This is a genomic window from Pseudomonas sp. GW821-FHT03A09, assembly GCF_059421065.1.
In genome coordinates, this window is the sequence record NZ_JBWKUX010000001.1 from 31,993 (window position 1) to 45,931 (window position 13,939).

General features: G+C 60.3%; 14 protein-coding genes. 7 read left to right on the forward strand and 7 right to left on the reverse strand.

Features of this window, described 5'->3' with window-relative positions; all coding sequences use genetic code 11:
• Nucleotides 1-65: 65 nt before the first annotated feature.
• The 5 genes from AC07V4_RS00150 to AC07V4_RS00170 all read right to left on the reverse strand — a co-directional run bounded on the left by AC07V4_RS00150 (nt 66) and on the right by AC07V4_RS00170 (nt 4,777).
• Nucleotides 66-2,123, reverse strand: a complete 2,058-nt coding sequence (locus AC07V4_RS00150) for a diguanylate cyclase (RefSeq protein ID WP_492635261.1) — start codon at nt 2,121-2,123, stop codon at nt 66-68.
• Nucleotides 2,120-2,998: an endonuclease/exonuclease/phosphatase family protein gene (locus AC07V4_RS00155; RefSeq protein ID WP_492635260.1), complete on the reverse strand. Its 879-nt coding sequence runs from the start codon at nt 2,996-2,998 to the stop codon at nt 2,120-2,122. Before AC07V4_RS00155 ends, AC07V4_RS00150 begins: the two co-directional genes overlap by 4 nt.
• A gap of 10 nt (nt 2,999-3,008) precedes the next feature.
• Nucleotides 3,009-3,644: a thiol:disulfide interchange protein DsbA gene (gene dsbA / locus AC07V4_RS00160; protein ID WP_492635259.1), complete on the reverse strand. Its 636-nt coding sequence runs from the start codon at nt 3,642-3,644 to the stop codon at nt 3,009-3,011.
• Between the two features lie 169 nt (nt 3,645-3,813).
• On the reverse strand, nt 3,814-4,440 hold the full coding sequence (locus tag AC07V4_RS00165; protein WP_134661070.1) for a c-type cytochrome: 627 nt from the start codon (nt 4,438-4,440) through the stop codon (nt 3,814-3,816).
• Nucleotides 4,441-4,474: 34 nt separating this feature from the next.
• Nucleotides 4,475-4,777, reverse strand: coding sequence for a c-type cytochrome (locus AC07V4_RS00170; protein ID WP_431752374.1), 303 nt, complete (start codon nt 4,775-4,777; stop codon nt 4,475-4,477).
• Between the two features lie 192 nt (nt 4,778-4,969).
• Here AC07V4_RS00170 and yihA point away from each other — a divergent pair, with 192 nt between their 5' ends.
• Complete coding sequence (gene yihA, locus AC07V4_RS00175) at nt 4,970-5,611, forward strand: ribosome biogenesis GTP-binding protein YihA/YsxC (protein ID WP_492635258.1); 642 nt, start codon at nt 4,970-4,972, stop codon at nt 5,609-5,611.
• Nucleotides 5,612-5,881: 270 nt separating this feature from the next.
• Here yihA and polA read toward each other — a convergent pair whose 3' ends face one another.
• Nucleotides 5,882-8,659 (reverse strand): DNA polymerase I, encoded by a 2,778-nt coding sequence (gene polA / locus AC07V4_RS00180; protein WP_492635257.1) that lies wholly within the window; start codon nt 8,657-8,659, stop codon nt 5,882-5,884.
• Between the two features lie 74 nt (nt 8,660-8,733).
• Here polA and AC07V4_RS00185 point away from each other — a divergent pair, with 74 nt between their 5' ends.
• Together AC07V4_RS00185 and AC07V4_RS00190 are read left to right on the forward strand one after the other, a co-directional pair.
• On the forward strand, nt 8,734-9,024 hold the full coding sequence (locus AC07V4_RS00185) for a DUF2782 domain-containing protein (RefSeq protein WP_431749643.1): 291 nt from the start codon (nt 8,734-8,736) through the stop codon (nt 9,022-9,024).
• Between the two features lie 56 nt (nt 9,025-9,080).
• Entirely contained in the window at nt 9,081-10,034 is a 954-nt protein-coding gene (locus tag AC07V4_RS00190) for a homoserine kinase (RefSeq protein WP_492635256.1), read from the forward strand.
• Nucleotides 10,035-10,130: 96 nt separating this feature from the next.
• On the opposite strand, the gene AC07V4_RS00195 is transcribed toward AC07V4_RS00190, so the two are convergent.
• On the reverse strand, nt 10,131-11,060 hold the full coding sequence (locus AC07V4_RS00195) for a zinc ABC transporter substrate-binding protein (protein ID WP_492635255.1): 930 nt from the start codon (nt 11,058-11,060) through the stop codon (nt 10,131-10,133).
• 58 nt (nt 11,061-11,118) lie between these two features.
• Here AC07V4_RS00195 and AC07V4_RS00200 point away from each other — a divergent pair, with 58 nt between their 5' ends.
• Genes AC07V4_RS00200 through AC07V4_RS00215 form a run of 4 tightly spaced genes read left to right on the forward strand, consistent with a single transcriptional unit; the run spans nt 11,119 to nt 13,924 of the window.
• Nucleotides 11,119-11,601 carry a Fur family transcriptional regulator gene (locus tag AC07V4_RS00200; protein ID WP_431749640.1) on the forward strand — a complete coding sequence of 161 codons (483 nt, stop codon included), beginning with the start codon at nt 11,119-11,121 and terminating at the stop codon, nt 11,599-11,601.
• On the forward strand, nt 11,601-12,386 hold the full coding sequence (gene znuC, locus AC07V4_RS00205) for a zinc ABC transporter ATP-binding protein ZnuC (protein WP_492635254.1): 786 nt from the start codon (nt 11,601-11,603) through the stop codon (nt 12,384-12,386). Before AC07V4_RS00200 ends, znuC begins: the two co-directional genes overlap by 1 nt.
• Entirely contained in the window at nt 12,379-13,167 is a 789-nt protein-coding gene (gene znuB, locus AC07V4_RS00210) for a zinc ABC transporter permease subunit ZnuB (RefSeq protein ID WP_492635253.1), read from the forward strand. Before znuC ends, znuB begins: the two co-directional genes overlap by 8 nt.
• 37 nt (nt 13,168-13,204) lie before the next feature.
• Nucleotides 13,205-13,924, forward strand: coding sequence for a PA5502 family lipoprotein (locus tag AC07V4_RS00215; RefSeq protein WP_492635252.1), 720 nt, complete (start codon nt 13,205-13,207; stop codon nt 13,922-13,924).
• The last annotated feature ends 15 nt before the right edge of the window (nt 13,925-13,939 follow it).

A 13,939-nucleotide genomic window follows, 5' to 3' on the forward strand; every position in this document is an offset into this window, starting at 1 on the left:
CGATAATGCAACAGTGTAACGTACGGTGTGCAGCGCAGCGTTCAAATAACAAAATGGAACATCTTTTAAGCCGCCTGCACCTTATTGCGCCCTGCCGCCTTGGCCCGGTACAGCGCCTCGTCGGCACGCTTGAGCGCCAGATCACTGCGTTCACCCGGCTGAAACTCTGCCACGCCCATGGACACCGTGATCGTCACGGGTTCGCCCTTGAAGTGGAACGGGCACGCCTCGATCGCCGCACGCAGCACCTCACCCACGGCCAAGGCATCGGCCAGGGATGAATCGGGCATCAGCAACACAAACTCTTCACCGCCAAACCGCGCGATAAAATCACTGGGGCGCAGGCGCTTGTGCAGCACGTTGGCGATGATCTTCAAGACTTTGTCGCCGGCCAAGTGACCATAACCATCGTTGATGCGCTTGAAGTGGTCGAGGTCCAGCATCGCCAGCGATAAGCTGTTACCGAGCTGGTGCCAGGCATTGACCTCATGATCCAGGCGCTCGCTCCAGGCAGCACGGTTAGGCAGGCCAGTAAGCGGGTCAATCAAGGCTTTCTGACGCTGCACCTCCAAATGCTCGCGGTAGCCTTGAGCTTCCTGCTCCATGCTCGCAACCCGCTCGGCCAAACCTTTCAAGCGCGCCGCCACTTCCTGTTCGCGCTGGTCACGCTGCTGTTGGTGCTCGTCCATGGTGCCAAGCAAACCTTCCAGGTGACTTTCCAGCACCTGCTTGAGGCTGTCCAGGTCGGCGGCTTCCTGCACACTGCTTTGCAGGCCGTCCACCTGTTCACGAATCTGCGTATCCAATTCCCGTGCGGCCGAGCGGCTGTCGGCGTGGCCGTCACTGGCGACCTGAAGATGCCCCTGGAAAGCTTCGAGGCGCTCGTTAAGCTGCTTGAGGTAAGCCTCGAACTCATGCTGGCCGCTGTCGGTGATCGCCAGCATCAACACGGCTAGGTCATCGAGAATCGGCAGCAATTCGTACCAATTCAAACCATTGGCCAGACGCTCACGCATGGATTCGGCCTGGGGCCGGTGGCGCTCAGGTAGCGATAGGTCTTCCAGCAAACCGAGCAACGTGTCTTCGATGTGCTTGGCCACCGAACTGTAGGACGGCTCGGGCGAGTCGGGCAGGGCATAGATGCCCTCCGATTGCAGCGCATCGGAGTCAGACTCCGGACTTTCCAGCACGGGCGGGAGCGACAGGCTGCCGATCGTCGTTTCTTCCGGCGTGTCGACCTGAACCTCAGGCGTTTCGACAAACGCGGCAAGCGCACTCTCAGGTGCCAATATTTGCGCAGGCGGCTCAGAGTCCTCAGGTTCGGGCGCCTCGACCGGCACGGCGGTAGCTACCGATTGAACAGGCGCTTCGAACACAAATGTTTCGCCAGCGACCTCCACACGCTTAGAGGGTGCAACAGGTTCAGGCGGTGGCACCACCGCGGCTGGCGGTAATGGCGTGAAAGCCCGTAAAGCTTCGGTCAACGCTTCGGATTGCGCTGGCTCTTGGGGCTTGGGCACAGGCTTTGCGACAACAGGTTGCGGTGTGGGTGTTGCTGGCGCAAGGGCTGGTTCAGTGACCTCGACAGCGACGTCTTTGCTACCAAACAAGCGTTGAAGCAAGCCTGGTCCAGGGCGCGAGCTTTCACCCTCCGGTTCGAGGTTGTTCAGCGCCTGCCCTTGCAGGCTGCTGAACTCACTGAGCAACAACGGTATTTCCCGCGCCTGCCCGACACGGCCATCAAGCTGCTTGGCGAAGGTTTTCAGCGGGCGAGCCACTTCACGGGGCAGCGGCAACTTCTGCAACTGCGCGACCAGGGCGGTGAGCGCGGTGCTGATCTGGTCGACCCGGGTTTCGCGGCGCTGCTCCGAGTCCAGCACGGCTTTTTCCAGGCGCGGGAGCAATGCGGCGAGAGCTGCGTCCATGTCGTCGGTGCGCACGACATCGCGCATTTCCTTCATGCATTGATCGACCGCGCGGTCTGTCCCCTCTGCGGCGAGCGTGCTACGCACCAGCCCACGACGCAGCAGGTCAAGGCGGGCAGCCCAGCGCCGTTCGAGCTTGTCTTGTTGCTCGATGCTTTTGAGGTATTTCTCTTTCCAGCGCTGGGCGTCGTCGCTCATTCAAGGGATCCGCGAGGGCTTGTGCTCAACGCGGGTAATGCATCAGCCGTGAGCGAACCCGGCAGACGAATCTCTACCGCGACCGGCAGGTGATCGGAGATGGGCTGCGCCAGAACCTGCACACTTTCGAGCGTGAGGGTCGGGCTTAGCAGGATATGATCCAGACAGCGTTGCGGGCGCCAGCTGGGAAACGTGGCTTCGACTTGCGGCGCCAGTAACCCAAGGTCGCGCAACGGGGAATTCTGCAACAGGTCGTTGGCATGGGTGTTCATGTCACCCATCAAAACCTGGTGCTTGTAGTTGCCAATCAACTCTCGCACATAGGCCAGCTGAAGGTTACGCGTACGTCCCCCGAGCGCCAGGTGCATCATCACCACCACCAAGGCTTCCGGGCCCTCGCCAAAGCGCACGAGAATCGCCCCGCGCCCCTTGGGGCCTGGCAATGGGTGGTCTTCGATAGCCGTGGGTTTCAGGCGGCTGAGCACACCATTACTGTGCTGTGCCAAACGGCCGAGGTTGCGATTGAGTTGCTGATACCAGTAGGGAAAAGCACCCAGCTGTGCCAGGTGTTCCACTTGGTTGATGTAGCCGGAACGTATGCTGCCGCCATCAGCTTCCTGCAAGGCGACCAGATCGAAGTCGTTGAGCAGGTTGCCGATCTTTTGCAGGTTACCGGCCCGACCGGTATGGGGCAGCAGGTGCTGCCAGCCGCGGGTCAGGTAGTGCCGGTACTTCTCGGTACTGATGCCCACCTGGATATTGAAACTGAGCAGGCGCAAGCGGCTGTCAGCCGGCAAGCCTGTGGACTCCAGGTGGTGTTCGTTGACCTGCGGCTCATGCAGGCCAACAACGCGTTCGGTACCCCGGCGGCGCATGGTGGGCCCCTTACTTGGCTGCGCGCTCTTTGGCGATCAACTGGTCGGCCACATTCAGGGTCTCTTCAGGACCACCGGTAGTGCCCAGGTCAAAGCGGTATTTGCCGTTGACGATCATGGTCGGTACGCCTTGCACGCCATACTTCTGAGCGAGTTCCTTGGCTTGCTTGATCTGGCCCTGGATCGCGAAAGAGTTGAAGGTGGCGAGGAATTTGTCCTTGTCGACACCCTGGGTGGCGACGAAGTCAGCCATTTCTTCCGGCTTGGTCAGGCGCTTGCCTTGTTTCTGGATAGCGTCGAATACGGCGTTGTGGACCTTGTGCTCCACACCCATGGCTTCCAGGGTCAGGAACAGTTGACCGTGGGCATCCCATGGGCCGCCGAACATGGCTGGGATACGCTTGAAGTTAACGTCGGACGGGAGTTTCTCGGCCCAAGGGTTGATGGTCGGCTCAAAAGCATAGCAATGCGGGCAGCCGTACCAGAACAGCTCCACCACTTCGATCTTGCCAGGCACCGAAACCGGAACCGGGTTGGTCAATTCAACATAGGTTTTACCGGCTTCAAGCGGCACGTCGGCAGCTTGTGCGGTCATGCCGAAAAGGCTGGCGGTGACGAGAGCGGCGCTGAGGATCAGATTACGCATGCTTTACTCCTGGACAAATAAAGTCGCCTCACGCGACCTTTGTTGTGACAGGTCTACGCGGACATGAGTTCGTTAGTGTAACGGCACCGGCCACAAAAAAGGGCGGCCTAAGCCACCCTTTTTATGCTTGCATCGATGGATTAATCGAGCGTTAACGTTGCCGGGCCAATCAGTGCAGACCCTGGATGTAACTGGACAGCGCTTCGATATCTTTGTCCGAGAGCTTGGCAGCAATGTCAGTCATCATTTTGTTACCCGCATCGCCATCGATGTAGCGAACTTTCTCGCGGAAATCCTTCAGTTGCTTGGCCGTGTACTGAGCATGCTGGCCACTCAGGTGAGGGAAGCCTGCGGCCGCGAGACCACCGCCGTCCGGGATGTGGCAAGCCTTGCAGGCGGGCATGCCACCGATTGGCTGGTCTTCAGCGAGCTTGCCGCCTCGGAACAATGCCTGGCCTTTTTCGACCAGTTTCGGATCAGCAGCTCCCACACTGCCTTTCTGGCTGGCAAAATACGCCGCGATATCTGCCAGGTCCTGATCGCTGAGGTTGGTCAGCAAACCGGTCATTTCCAGGACCGTGCGCTTGCCATCCTTGATGTCGTGCATCTGCTTGGTCAGGTAACGTTCACCCTGGCCGGCCAGTTTGGGGAAGTTCGGCGCCGGGCTGTTGCCATCCGGTCCATGGCAAGCACCACATACGGCGGCTTTCGCCTGGCCCGCTGTAGCGTCGCCTGCAGCATGGGCAACACCGGTGATGCCCAAGGTCAACAGCAGACTCACGATCAGTTTGTTCATCAGCTAATCCAACTACGGCTAAGGGGTTTAAGAGTTATCTACCGGGTTTACTCACCATCAACTCAATGACGGCCTGGTAATCCTCAGTACTGCAGTCCATGCACAAACCACGCGGCGGCATTGCCTTGAAACCCTGGGTTACGTGTTGCACCAGCGTGTCCATGCCCTGCGCCAGTCTGGGCGCCCACGCTGCCTGATCACCCCGCTTGGGGGCATTGGGCAGTTGGCCGGCATGGCAAGCCACGCAAACTCGGTTGTACACCGCTTCGGGTTCCTGTGTAGCCTGAGCGCCATACAGCGGCATCAGGACACCAAAAGCGAGCAACCATCGGGTCATACATCGACCTTTTCAGGGTTTGAGAGCGTTTTGCGTTCTAATGCGCAATGAAGGTCTTTCGCTCCCGTGAACCTCATCCTTCGCTGGGACAAAGCACACACAAAATCTGCGGCATTATATACTGGCGCTACTGAAACGGAAACGACACCGCTTGCCGCACCCTTTCTCGGCACCGCCCACATCGGAAATCTCATGCAACTCAAGAATCCCATCCTCGGCCTGTGCCAACAGTCCACGTTCATGCTCAGCGCCGCCAAAGTTGACCAATGCCCCGATGACGAAGGCTTTGAAGTCGCTTTTGCCGGCCGTTCCAACGCCGGTAAATCCAGCGCGCTGAACACCCTGACCCACGCCAGCCTGGCGCGCACCTCGAAAACCCCGGGCCGCACGCAGCTGCTCAATTTCTTCAAGCTAGACGATGATCGGCGTCTGGTCGACCTGCCGGGCTACGGTTACGCAAAAGTACCTATCCCGTTGAAGCTGCACTGGCAGCGTCACCTGGAGGCTTACCTGGGTGGTCGCGAGAGTTTGAAGGGCTTGATTCTGATGATGGATATCCGTCATCCAATGACTGACTTCGACTTGTTGATGCTCGACTGGGCCATGGCCAGCGGCATGCCGATGCATATCCTGCTGACCAAGGCCGACAAGCTGACCTACGGCGCGGCCAAGAACACTCTGCTCAAGGTCCAATCGGAAATCCGCAAAGGTTGGGGTGATGCAATCAGCATCCAGCTGTTCTCGGCGCCGAAGCGCATGGGCCTGGAAGAGGCTTACACCGTACTGGCCGACTGGATGGAATTGGCGGACAAGGGCGCAGAAATCGCCGAATGACTTTTCTGCAGGCAAAAAAAACCCCGGACTTCGTATGGGGAGGGGAAGTTCGGGGTTCAAGTTCTAGACCGCTAGGGTGAGGTCCAGATATCTGCCAACACTTAACACAACATAGGAGCATTGAAGGGCTTCACCACCCATTCAGTAACTCTGAGTAGCGGTTTACGGGTTAAGTTCCGGCAGGTTCAAAAAACTATTGGAAATAACTGACGCCGATTTCTGATCTAAAGCGCTCTGCCATCACCCTCGGTGATGGCAGAGCCGCGAAAGTCAGTGCGCCTCATCCCAGTTGTCGCCCACGCCCACATCCACCACCAACGGCACATCCAACCGGGCCGCCGCGCTCATGTGTTCGCGGATCTTCTCGCTGACTTGCGCCACTAGGTCTTCACGCACCTCAAGCACCAATTCGTCGTGCACCTGCAGGATAACCTTGGCGTCCAGGCCCGACTCGGCCAACCAGTTATCCACCAGCACCATGGCCTTCTTGATGATATCTGCCGCCGTGCCCTGCATCGGCGCGTTGATCGCTGTGCGTTCAGCGGCCGCGCGATCCTGAGGTTTATTGGAGTTGATATCGGGCAAATACAGCCGGCGCCCGAAGAAGGTTTCCACATAACCTTGATCGGCAGCCTGGGCACGGGTGCGCTCCATATACTCGCGAACGCCCGGGTAACGTGCGAAGTACACATCGATGTAGGCCTTGGCGGTCTTGGTATCAACGCCGATGTCCTTGCCGAGCTTCTGCGCGCCCATGCCGTAGATCAGGCCAAAGTTGATCGCCTTGGCACTCCGACGCTGATTGGACGTGACCTCAGCCAACTCAACCTTGAACACCTCGGCCGCCGTGGCCGTGTGCACATCCAGGTTGTTGCGGAAGGCATTCATCAGGCCTTCGTCCTTGGACAGGTGCGCCATGATCCGCAGTTCGATCTGCGAATAGTCCGCCGCCAGCAGCTTGTAGCCCTTGGGCGCGACAAATGCCTGGCGAATCCGCCGCCCTTCGGCGGTGCGTACCGGGATGTTCTGCAGGTTCGGGTCACTGGAAGACAAGCGCCCGGTCGCCGCCACCGCCTGATGGTAAGACGTGTGAATGCGCCCAGTGCGCGGGTTGATCTGCTCCGGCAGGCGGTCGGTGTAAGTGCTTTTGAGCTTGCTCATGCTGCGGTACTGCATCAGCACCTTGGGCAACAGGAAGTCGTCTTCGGCCAGCTTGGCCAGCACTTCCTCAGCGGTGGAGGCCTGGCCCTTGCCGGTCTTTTTCAGAACGGGCAGGCCCAGCTTCTCGTAGAGAATCGCCCCGAGTTGCTTGGGCGAACCCAGGTTGAACTCTTCACCGGCGATCTCAAACGCCTGGCGCTCCAGCTCAACCATCTTGTTGCCCAGTTCGATGCTCTGGATGCCCAGCAGATCCTTGTCGACCAGCGCCCCCTGGCGCTCGATACGGGCCAATACCGGCACCAACGGAATTTCGATATCCGTGAGCACACTCGCCAGAGTCGGGACGGCTGAAAGTTGCGCAAACAGCTCCTGATGCAGGCGCAAGGTAATATCGGCGTCTTCCGCCGCATACGGGCCAGCCTGTTCCAGCGCGATCTGGTCGAACGTCAGCTGCTTGGCGCCTTTGCCGGCAATGTCCTGGAAGGCAACAGTGTCATAGTTCAGGTACTTCTTGGCCAGGCTGTCCATGTCGTGGCGCGTTGCCGTGGAGTTCAGCACATAGGACTCGAGCATGGTGTCGAAGGCGATGCCGCGCACGGTGATGCCCTGTGCAGGGTCGCCACCGATGGCGCAGTTGGCCAGGATGTTCATGTCGAACTTGGCGTGCTGGCCGACCTTGAGCTTGGTCGGATCTTCCAACAGCGGTTTGAGGGCCAGCAGCACGGTGTCGCGGTCCAGCTGCTCCGGCGCACCGATGTAGGAATGGGTCAGCGGGATGTAGGCCGCTTCGTGAGGCTGGACGGCGAAGGAAACACCGACCAACTGCGCCTGTTGGGCGTCGATTCCAGTGGTTTCGGTGTCGAAGGCAATCAACTTCGCATCGTTGAGTTTTTTCAGCCAGGTATCAAAGGTCGCCTGGTCGAGGATGGTGGTGTAGCTCGCCTCTGTCGGCGCCACCGCCTCAACGACTTCCTCAACAACAGATGCCGTCTTGAGCTCTACCCGCTTGGCATCGCGCTGGACCTCATCAATCCAACTCTTGAACTCCAGCAGCGTGTACAGCTCCAACAGCTTCTCGCGGTCCGGCTCAATCAGGTGCAGGTCATCCAGGCCGACATCCAGCGGTACATCGCACTTGATCGTCGCCAATTGGTAAGAAAGAAATGCACTCTCCCGATGCTCTTCCAGCTTCGCCGGCAGCGTCTTGGCGCCTCGGATAGGCAGCGTCGGCACGATATCCAACTGCTCATAAAGCTCTTTGATCCCACCATTCACGCCCACCAGCAAGCCGGAAGCGGTCTTCGGACCAATACCCGGAACGCCCGGGATGTTGTCGGATGAGTCGCCCATCAACGCCAGATAGTCGATGATCTGCTCCGGAGCGACGCCAAATTTCTCCTTTACGCCCTCGATGTCCATCGAACTACCGGTCATGGTGTTGACCAAGGTAATGTGCCCGTCGACCAACTGCGCCATGTCTTTGTCGCCGGTGGAAATCACCACCGGTCGTTTGGCGGCTGCGCTGCTGCGGGCCAGGGTGCCGATTACATCATCGGCCTCGACGCCTTCGACGCACAGCAGCGGGAAGCCCAGCGCGATGACGCTCTGGTGCAGCGGCTCGATCTGCAGGCGCATGTCATCGGGCATGCTCGGGCGATTGGCCTTGTATTCGGCGTACATGTCGTCGCGAAAGGTCCCACCCTTGGCATCGAATACCACGGCGAACGGACTGTCCGGGTACTGCTTGCGCAGGCTTTTGAGCATGTTCAACACGCCCTTGACCGCACCGGTCGGCAGGCCTTTGGAGGTGGTGAGCGGTGGCAGCGCATGAAAGGCGCGATACAGATAAGAAGAACCGTCCACCAGGACGAGGGGGGCTTGGCTCATGAGCAGGATCAACCTTTTCGGCGGGTCAGGCGCTAGAATAGCCGGACCAATGACGACAAAGGGACAAGGTTATCATGCGTACAGTAAATAGCCTGTTGTTGACCGGCTTGATTGCATTCTTGCCATTGGCCGCCACGGCAGCCGACAGCGCGCCTACGGCGGACCCGGAAGTTACGATCCGCACCGAAGGTGATAAAACCATCCAGGAATACCGCCAAAACGGCTTCCTGTACGCAATCAAGGTAACGCCGAAGGGTGCGCCGCCGTATTTTCTAGTGCGGGCGGACGGAACCGATGCGAACTTCATCCGTTCCGACCAGCCGGATATGCTGATCCCGTCATGGAAGATCTTCGAATGGAAATGACTTCTTAACTTCAATTGGCGCCGCCCGTTGCGGCGCCCGTACTGGCAGTTTTAACCATGTCTGTGTTTACCCCCCTGGCTCGGCCCGAGCTGGAAACCTTTCTCGCCCCTTACGGGCTCGGCCGCCTGCTTGATTTCCAGGGGATTGCCGCAGGTAGTGAAAACACCAATTTCTTTATCAGCCTGGAACAGGGCGAGTTCGTCCTGACCCTGGTTGAACGCGGCCCGGTCGCGGAAATGCCGTTCTTCATCGAACTGCTCGACGTGCTCCATGATGCCGACCTGCCGGTGCCTTACGCCCTGCGTACCACCGACGGCGTGGCCTTGCGCGAGCTCAAAGGCAAACCGGCGCTGCTGCAGCCGCGCCTGGCCGGCAAGCACATCAAGGATGCCAACGCCCAGCATTGCGCCCAGGTCGGCGACCTGCTGGGCCATCTGCACTTGGCCACCCAAGGCGAAAAAGTCCTGGAACGCAAGACCGATCGCGGGCTGGACTGGATGCTCAGTGAAGGTGCGCAGTTGATTTCGCACTTGAACGATGCGCAGCAACGCTTGCTGCAAGATGCATTGACCGAGATCGAAGCCCACAAGGCCCAGATACTCGCCCTGCCACGCGCCAACGTGCATGCCGACCTGTTCCGCGACAACGCGATGTTCGAAGGCACGCACCTGACCGGCCTGATCGACTTCTACAACGCCTGCTCCGGCCCGATGCTATACGACGTGGCGATCGCCCTGAATGACTGGTGTTCGGATGCCGATGGCGTGATCGATGGCCAGCGCGCCCGCGCGTTGCTGGGTGCCTATGCGAGCCTGCGGCCGTTCACCGCCAAGGAAGCCGAGCTGTGGCCGACCATGCTGCGCGTGGCCTGTGTGCGATTCTGGCTGTCACGCCTGATCGCCGCCGAGTCGTTTGCCGGGCAGGACGTGTTGATCCATGACCCCGCCGAGTTCGAGCACCGTTTGGCGCAGCGCCAGCAGGTCACGATCCAACTGCCGTTCGCCCTTTAAAGGACCCACTCGGTCAAAAAAATGTGGGAGCTGGCTTGCCTGCGATAACGATGTCGACTGACACACAGCTATCGCAGGCAAGCCAGCTCCCACAGGTCAGAGTGATTCCAGGCAACCCGCCAAATCGTTACCCAACTTCTCCAGCACCTGCTCATAACCCTGGGTGGTTGCCGGTGTGTAGCCGCCCAACGCATCCAACTCCGCCAGCTTCACCGGCAAGCCAGCCACCAGCGTCTCCGCCAAGCGCGGACGCAGCGGCGGCTCACTGAACACACATGTCTTGCCCACTTCCTGCAAGCGCGTACGCATCGCCGCTACGTGCTGGGCGCCCGGCTGCACTTCGGCGGCGACACTGAATACACCCGTGTGCTTGAGCCCATAGGCATCTTCGAAGTAATCAAAGGCCTCATGGAACACGAAGTAAGGTTTGTCGCCGATTGACGCCAGACGCGCCTTCAACCGCGTATCCAACGCATCCAGACGCTCATCGAAGGATTTCACGTTGCTTTGATAGCGCGCGGCATTGGCCGGGTCGGCAGCGCTGAGGTCTGAGGCCATGCGCGCCGCGATCACGCGAGCGTTAACCGTCGACAGCCACAAGTGCGCATCCAGGCTGCCTGGACGGTGATCGTGGTCATGTTCGTCGGCTTCGTCGGCATGAGAGTGGCTATCTTCGGCGAAACGACGCAGTTTCATACCTGGAAGATCCTGTACGGCCACGGTCGGCAGGCTGCGCCCCTTGAGCACGCGCGGCAGGAAGCTCTCCATGTCCGGGCCAATCCAGTACAGCAGGTCCACCGACTGCACGCGCCGTACGTCGGATGGGCGCAAGGCGTAGTTGTGTGGCGATGCGCCGGGCGGTAGCAACACCTCTGGAATCGCCACGCCGTCCTGTACCGCGGCGGCGATCAACTGCAATGGTTTGATGCTGGTCAGCACCTTGACCTCAGCCTGAGCGGCCCCGGCAATGAACAAACTGGTGACAAATACGACAAAAACGGGAAAAAGTCGGGACACGATGACCACTCAATGGCGTAGGAACGGGTAACATAATAACGTCTCTATCAAATGTCTGTCGCCGCTCATGCCTAAAACACCGCTTGCCAGCCGTCCCCACGACCACTCTCACTGCGTGCACACCGCACTGTCGGAAGCCGACACGCTGTGCACACAGAAGGGCCTGCGCCTGACCGCCTTGCGTCGTCGCGTGCTGGAACTGGTGTGGCAGAGCCACAAACCGCTGGGCGCCTACGACATTCTCGGCGTGCTCAGCGAGCAGGACGGCCGCCGCGCCGCGCCGCCTACGGTGTACCGCGCGCTGGATTTCCTGCTGGAAAACGGCTTGGTGCATCGCATTGCCTCGCTCAACGCCTTTGTCGGCTGCAGCCACCCGGAGCACGCGCATCAGGGCCAGTTCCTGATCTGCCGCGAATGCCACGCCGCCATTGAGCTTGAACAGAAAAGCATCAGCGACGCCATCATCAAAAGCTCCGCCGACGTCGGCTTCAAAGTCGAAGGGCAAACGGTGGAAGTGGTCGGGCTCTGCTCCGGTTGCCAGGGGGCCTGATGAGCAACGCGTTAATCCGCCTGGAGCAGGTCGGGGTCACGTTCGCCGGGCAAAACGTGCTGGATAACATCGCCCTGAGCGTCGAGCCCGGGCAGATCGTCACCCTGATCGGCCCTAACGGCGCCGGCAAGACCACCCTGGTGCGTGCTGTCCTTGGCTTGCTCAAGCCCGACAGCGGCACGGTGTGGCGCAAGCCCAAGCTGCGCGTGGGCTATATGCCGCAAAAGTTGCATGTGGACCCGACGTTGCCGCTGTCCGTACTGCGTTTTCTGCGCCTGGTGCCCGGTGTCGACCGTGCCCGCGCCCAGGCTGCGCTCAAGGAAGTCGGCGCCGAGCAGGTGATCGACAGCCCGGTGCAAAGCATCTCCGGCGGCGAAATGCAGCGCGTGTTGCTGGCCCGCGCCCTGTTGCGCGAGCCCGAGTTGCTGGTATTGGATGAACCCGTGCAGGGCGTCGACGTCGCCGGCCAGGCCGAGCTGTACAGCCTGATCACCCGCCTGCGCGACCGCCACGGCTGCGGTGTGTTGATGGTGTCCCACGATTTGCACCTGGTGATGAGTACCACCGACCAGGTCGTCTGCCTGAATCGCCATGTGTGCTGCTCCGGTCATCCGGAGCAGGTCAGTGGCGACCCGGCGTTCGTCGAGTTGTTCGGCAAGAACGCCCAGAGCCTGGCGATCTACCACCACCATCACGACCACGCCCATGACCTGCATGGCGCCGTGGTCGACGATCCCACCGCACCTCACACCCACGTTCATGGAGATAGCTGCAAGCATGGCTGATTTTCTGCTCTACGCCCTGCTGGCAGGCTTGGCTTTGGCGTTGGTAGCGGGCCCCTTGGGCTCGTTCGTGGTTTGGCGACGCATGGCCTATTTCGGCGACACCTTGTCCCACGCCGCGTTGCTGGGCGTGGCCCTGGGTTTTTTGCTGGATGTGAGCCCAACTATCGCCGTTACCGTGGGCTGCCTGCTGCTGGCGGTGCTGCTGGTGACCCTGCAACAGCGTCAGCCGCTGGCCTCCGACACGCTGCTGGGCATCCTGGCGCCGAGTACCTTGTCCCTGGGCCTGGTGGTGCTGAGCTTCATGCATGAAGTGCGCATCGACCTGATGGCCTATCTGTTCGGCGATTTGCTGGCGATCAGCCCTGGCGATCTGGCGTGGATACTCGGCGGTAGCGCCGCCGTGCTGGTTTTGCTGGTGACCCTGTGGCGCCCGTTGCTGGCGATCACCGTGCATGAAGAGCTGGCCACGGTGGAGGGCTTGCCCGTGCCGGCGCTGCGTATGGCCCTGATGCTGCTGATCGCGGTGGTGATTGCTGTCGCGATGAAGATAGTCGGCGTATTGTTGATCACGTCGCTGCTGATCATTCCGGCCGCCGCCGCCCAGCGCCATGCCCGCTCCCCCGAGCAGATGGCCATCGGCGCCAGCCTGCTGGGGATGCTGGCAGTGTGCGGGGGCCTGGCGCTGTCCTGGTTCAAGGACACGCCGGCCGGGCCGTCGATTGTGGTAACGGCGGCCGCCCTGTTTCTGCTGAGTTTTGTCCTGCCCCGTCGAGGGGTGTAGACTTGCTCGCTTTTTGCGCAATTAGAGAGTCGCAGGAATGAAGCCGTTCAACGCCCGTTATCTGCTCCTTGCCGCATTTTCCCTGCTGCTGGGTGCCTGCCAAAGCACACCGCCCGCCGCTCCCGAAGCCCCGGACGCGCGTGCTGCGGCCATCGCGCAGCTGGAGCAAAACCTGGCCAGCAGTGAGCTGGCCACCGCCGAAGACCAACTGGCCGCATTGCAGGCCCAGTCGCCCAACGACCCGGCGCTGGAAACTTACCAGCGCCAACTGGCTGAAGCCTACCTGCAGCGCAGCCAGATCGTGCTGCAAAAGGGTGACGTTAACGCCGCCGCCACCGCCCTGAGCCGTGCCCGTGCGCTGATGCCCAAGGCGCCAGCGCTGACCGGCGGCGTCAACAGCGCCATCAGCCACGCTCGCAAAGCAGAATTGGATAAAGCCGAAGCCGCCCTGAAAGCCGCCGAAGCCAAGCCTGCCGCCAAGGTCATCGACCCGGCCGCAGAAAGCACCACCGTGGCGCTGAACCTCACCGATATTGAAGAACTTCGCCATCAACTGGATGCGATCGCCACCGATGTGGTGAATTACCAGTGCGACGTCAGCATCCAGGCGCCACGCACCCAGGATTACCCATGGCTGGCCACATTGCTGACCAAACGGGTGAAGCGAATTGATTCGGGGTATGACCTGAAGATTCACCGGCAGATTCTGAAGAACATTCCGGCGCAGGTTGTGCTGATTCCGCGCAAGACGCAGTAAAAGCAAAAAGCATCG

Excerpts from the sequence above, each read along its gene's own strand:
- AC07V4_RS00150 (WP_492635261.1), bottom strand. The coding sequence starts at position 2,123 with ATGAGCGACGACGCCCAGCGCTGGAAAGAGAAATACCTCAAAAGCATC.
- AC07V4_RS00155 (WP_492635260.1), bottom strand. The coding sequence starts at position 2,998 with ATGCGCCGCCGGGGTACCGAACGCGTTGTTGGCCTGCATGAGCCGCAG.
- dsbA (WP_492635259.1), bottom strand. The coding sequence starts at position 3,644 with ATGCGTAATCTGATCCTCAGCGCCGCTCTCGTCACCGCCAGCCTTTTC.
- AC07V4_RS00165 (WP_134661070.1), bottom strand. The coding sequence starts at position 4,440 with ATGAACAAACTGATCGTGAGTCTGCTGTTGACCTTGGGCATCACCGGT.
- AC07V4_RS00170 (WP_431752374.1), bottom strand. The coding sequence starts at position 4,777 with ATGACCCGATGGTTGCTCGCTTTTGGTGTCCTGATGCCGCTGTATGGC.
- yihA (WP_492635258.1), top strand. The coding sequence starts at position 4,970 with ATGCAACTCAAGAATCCCATCCTCGGCCTGTGCCAACAGTCCACGTTC.
- polA (WP_492635257.1), bottom strand. The coding sequence starts at position 8,659 with ATGAGCCAAGCCCCCCTCGTCCTGGTGGACGGTTCTTCTTATCTGTAT.
- AC07V4_RS00185 (WP_431749643.1), top strand. The coding sequence starts at position 8,734 with ATGCGTACAGTAAATAGCCTGTTGTTGACCGGCTTGATTGCATTCTTG.
- AC07V4_RS00190 (WP_492635256.1), top strand. The coding sequence starts at position 9,081 with ATGTCTGTGTTTACCCCCCTGGCTCGGCCCGAGCTGGAAACCTTTCTC.
- AC07V4_RS00200 (WP_431749640.1), top strand. The coding sequence starts at position 11,119 with ATGCCTAAAACACCGCTTGCCAGCCGTCCCCACGACCACTCTCACTGC.
- znuC (WP_492635254.1), top strand. The coding sequence starts at position 11,601 with ATGAGCAACGCGTTAATCCGCCTGGAGCAGGTCGGGGTCACGTTCGCC.
- znuB (WP_492635253.1), top strand. The coding sequence starts at position 12,379 with ATGGCTGATTTTCTGCTCTACGCCCTGCTGGCAGGCTTGGCTTTGGCG.
- AC07V4_RS00215 (WP_492635252.1), top strand. The coding sequence starts at position 13,205 with ATGAAGCCGTTCAACGCCCGTTATCTGCTCCTTGCCGCATTTTCCCTG.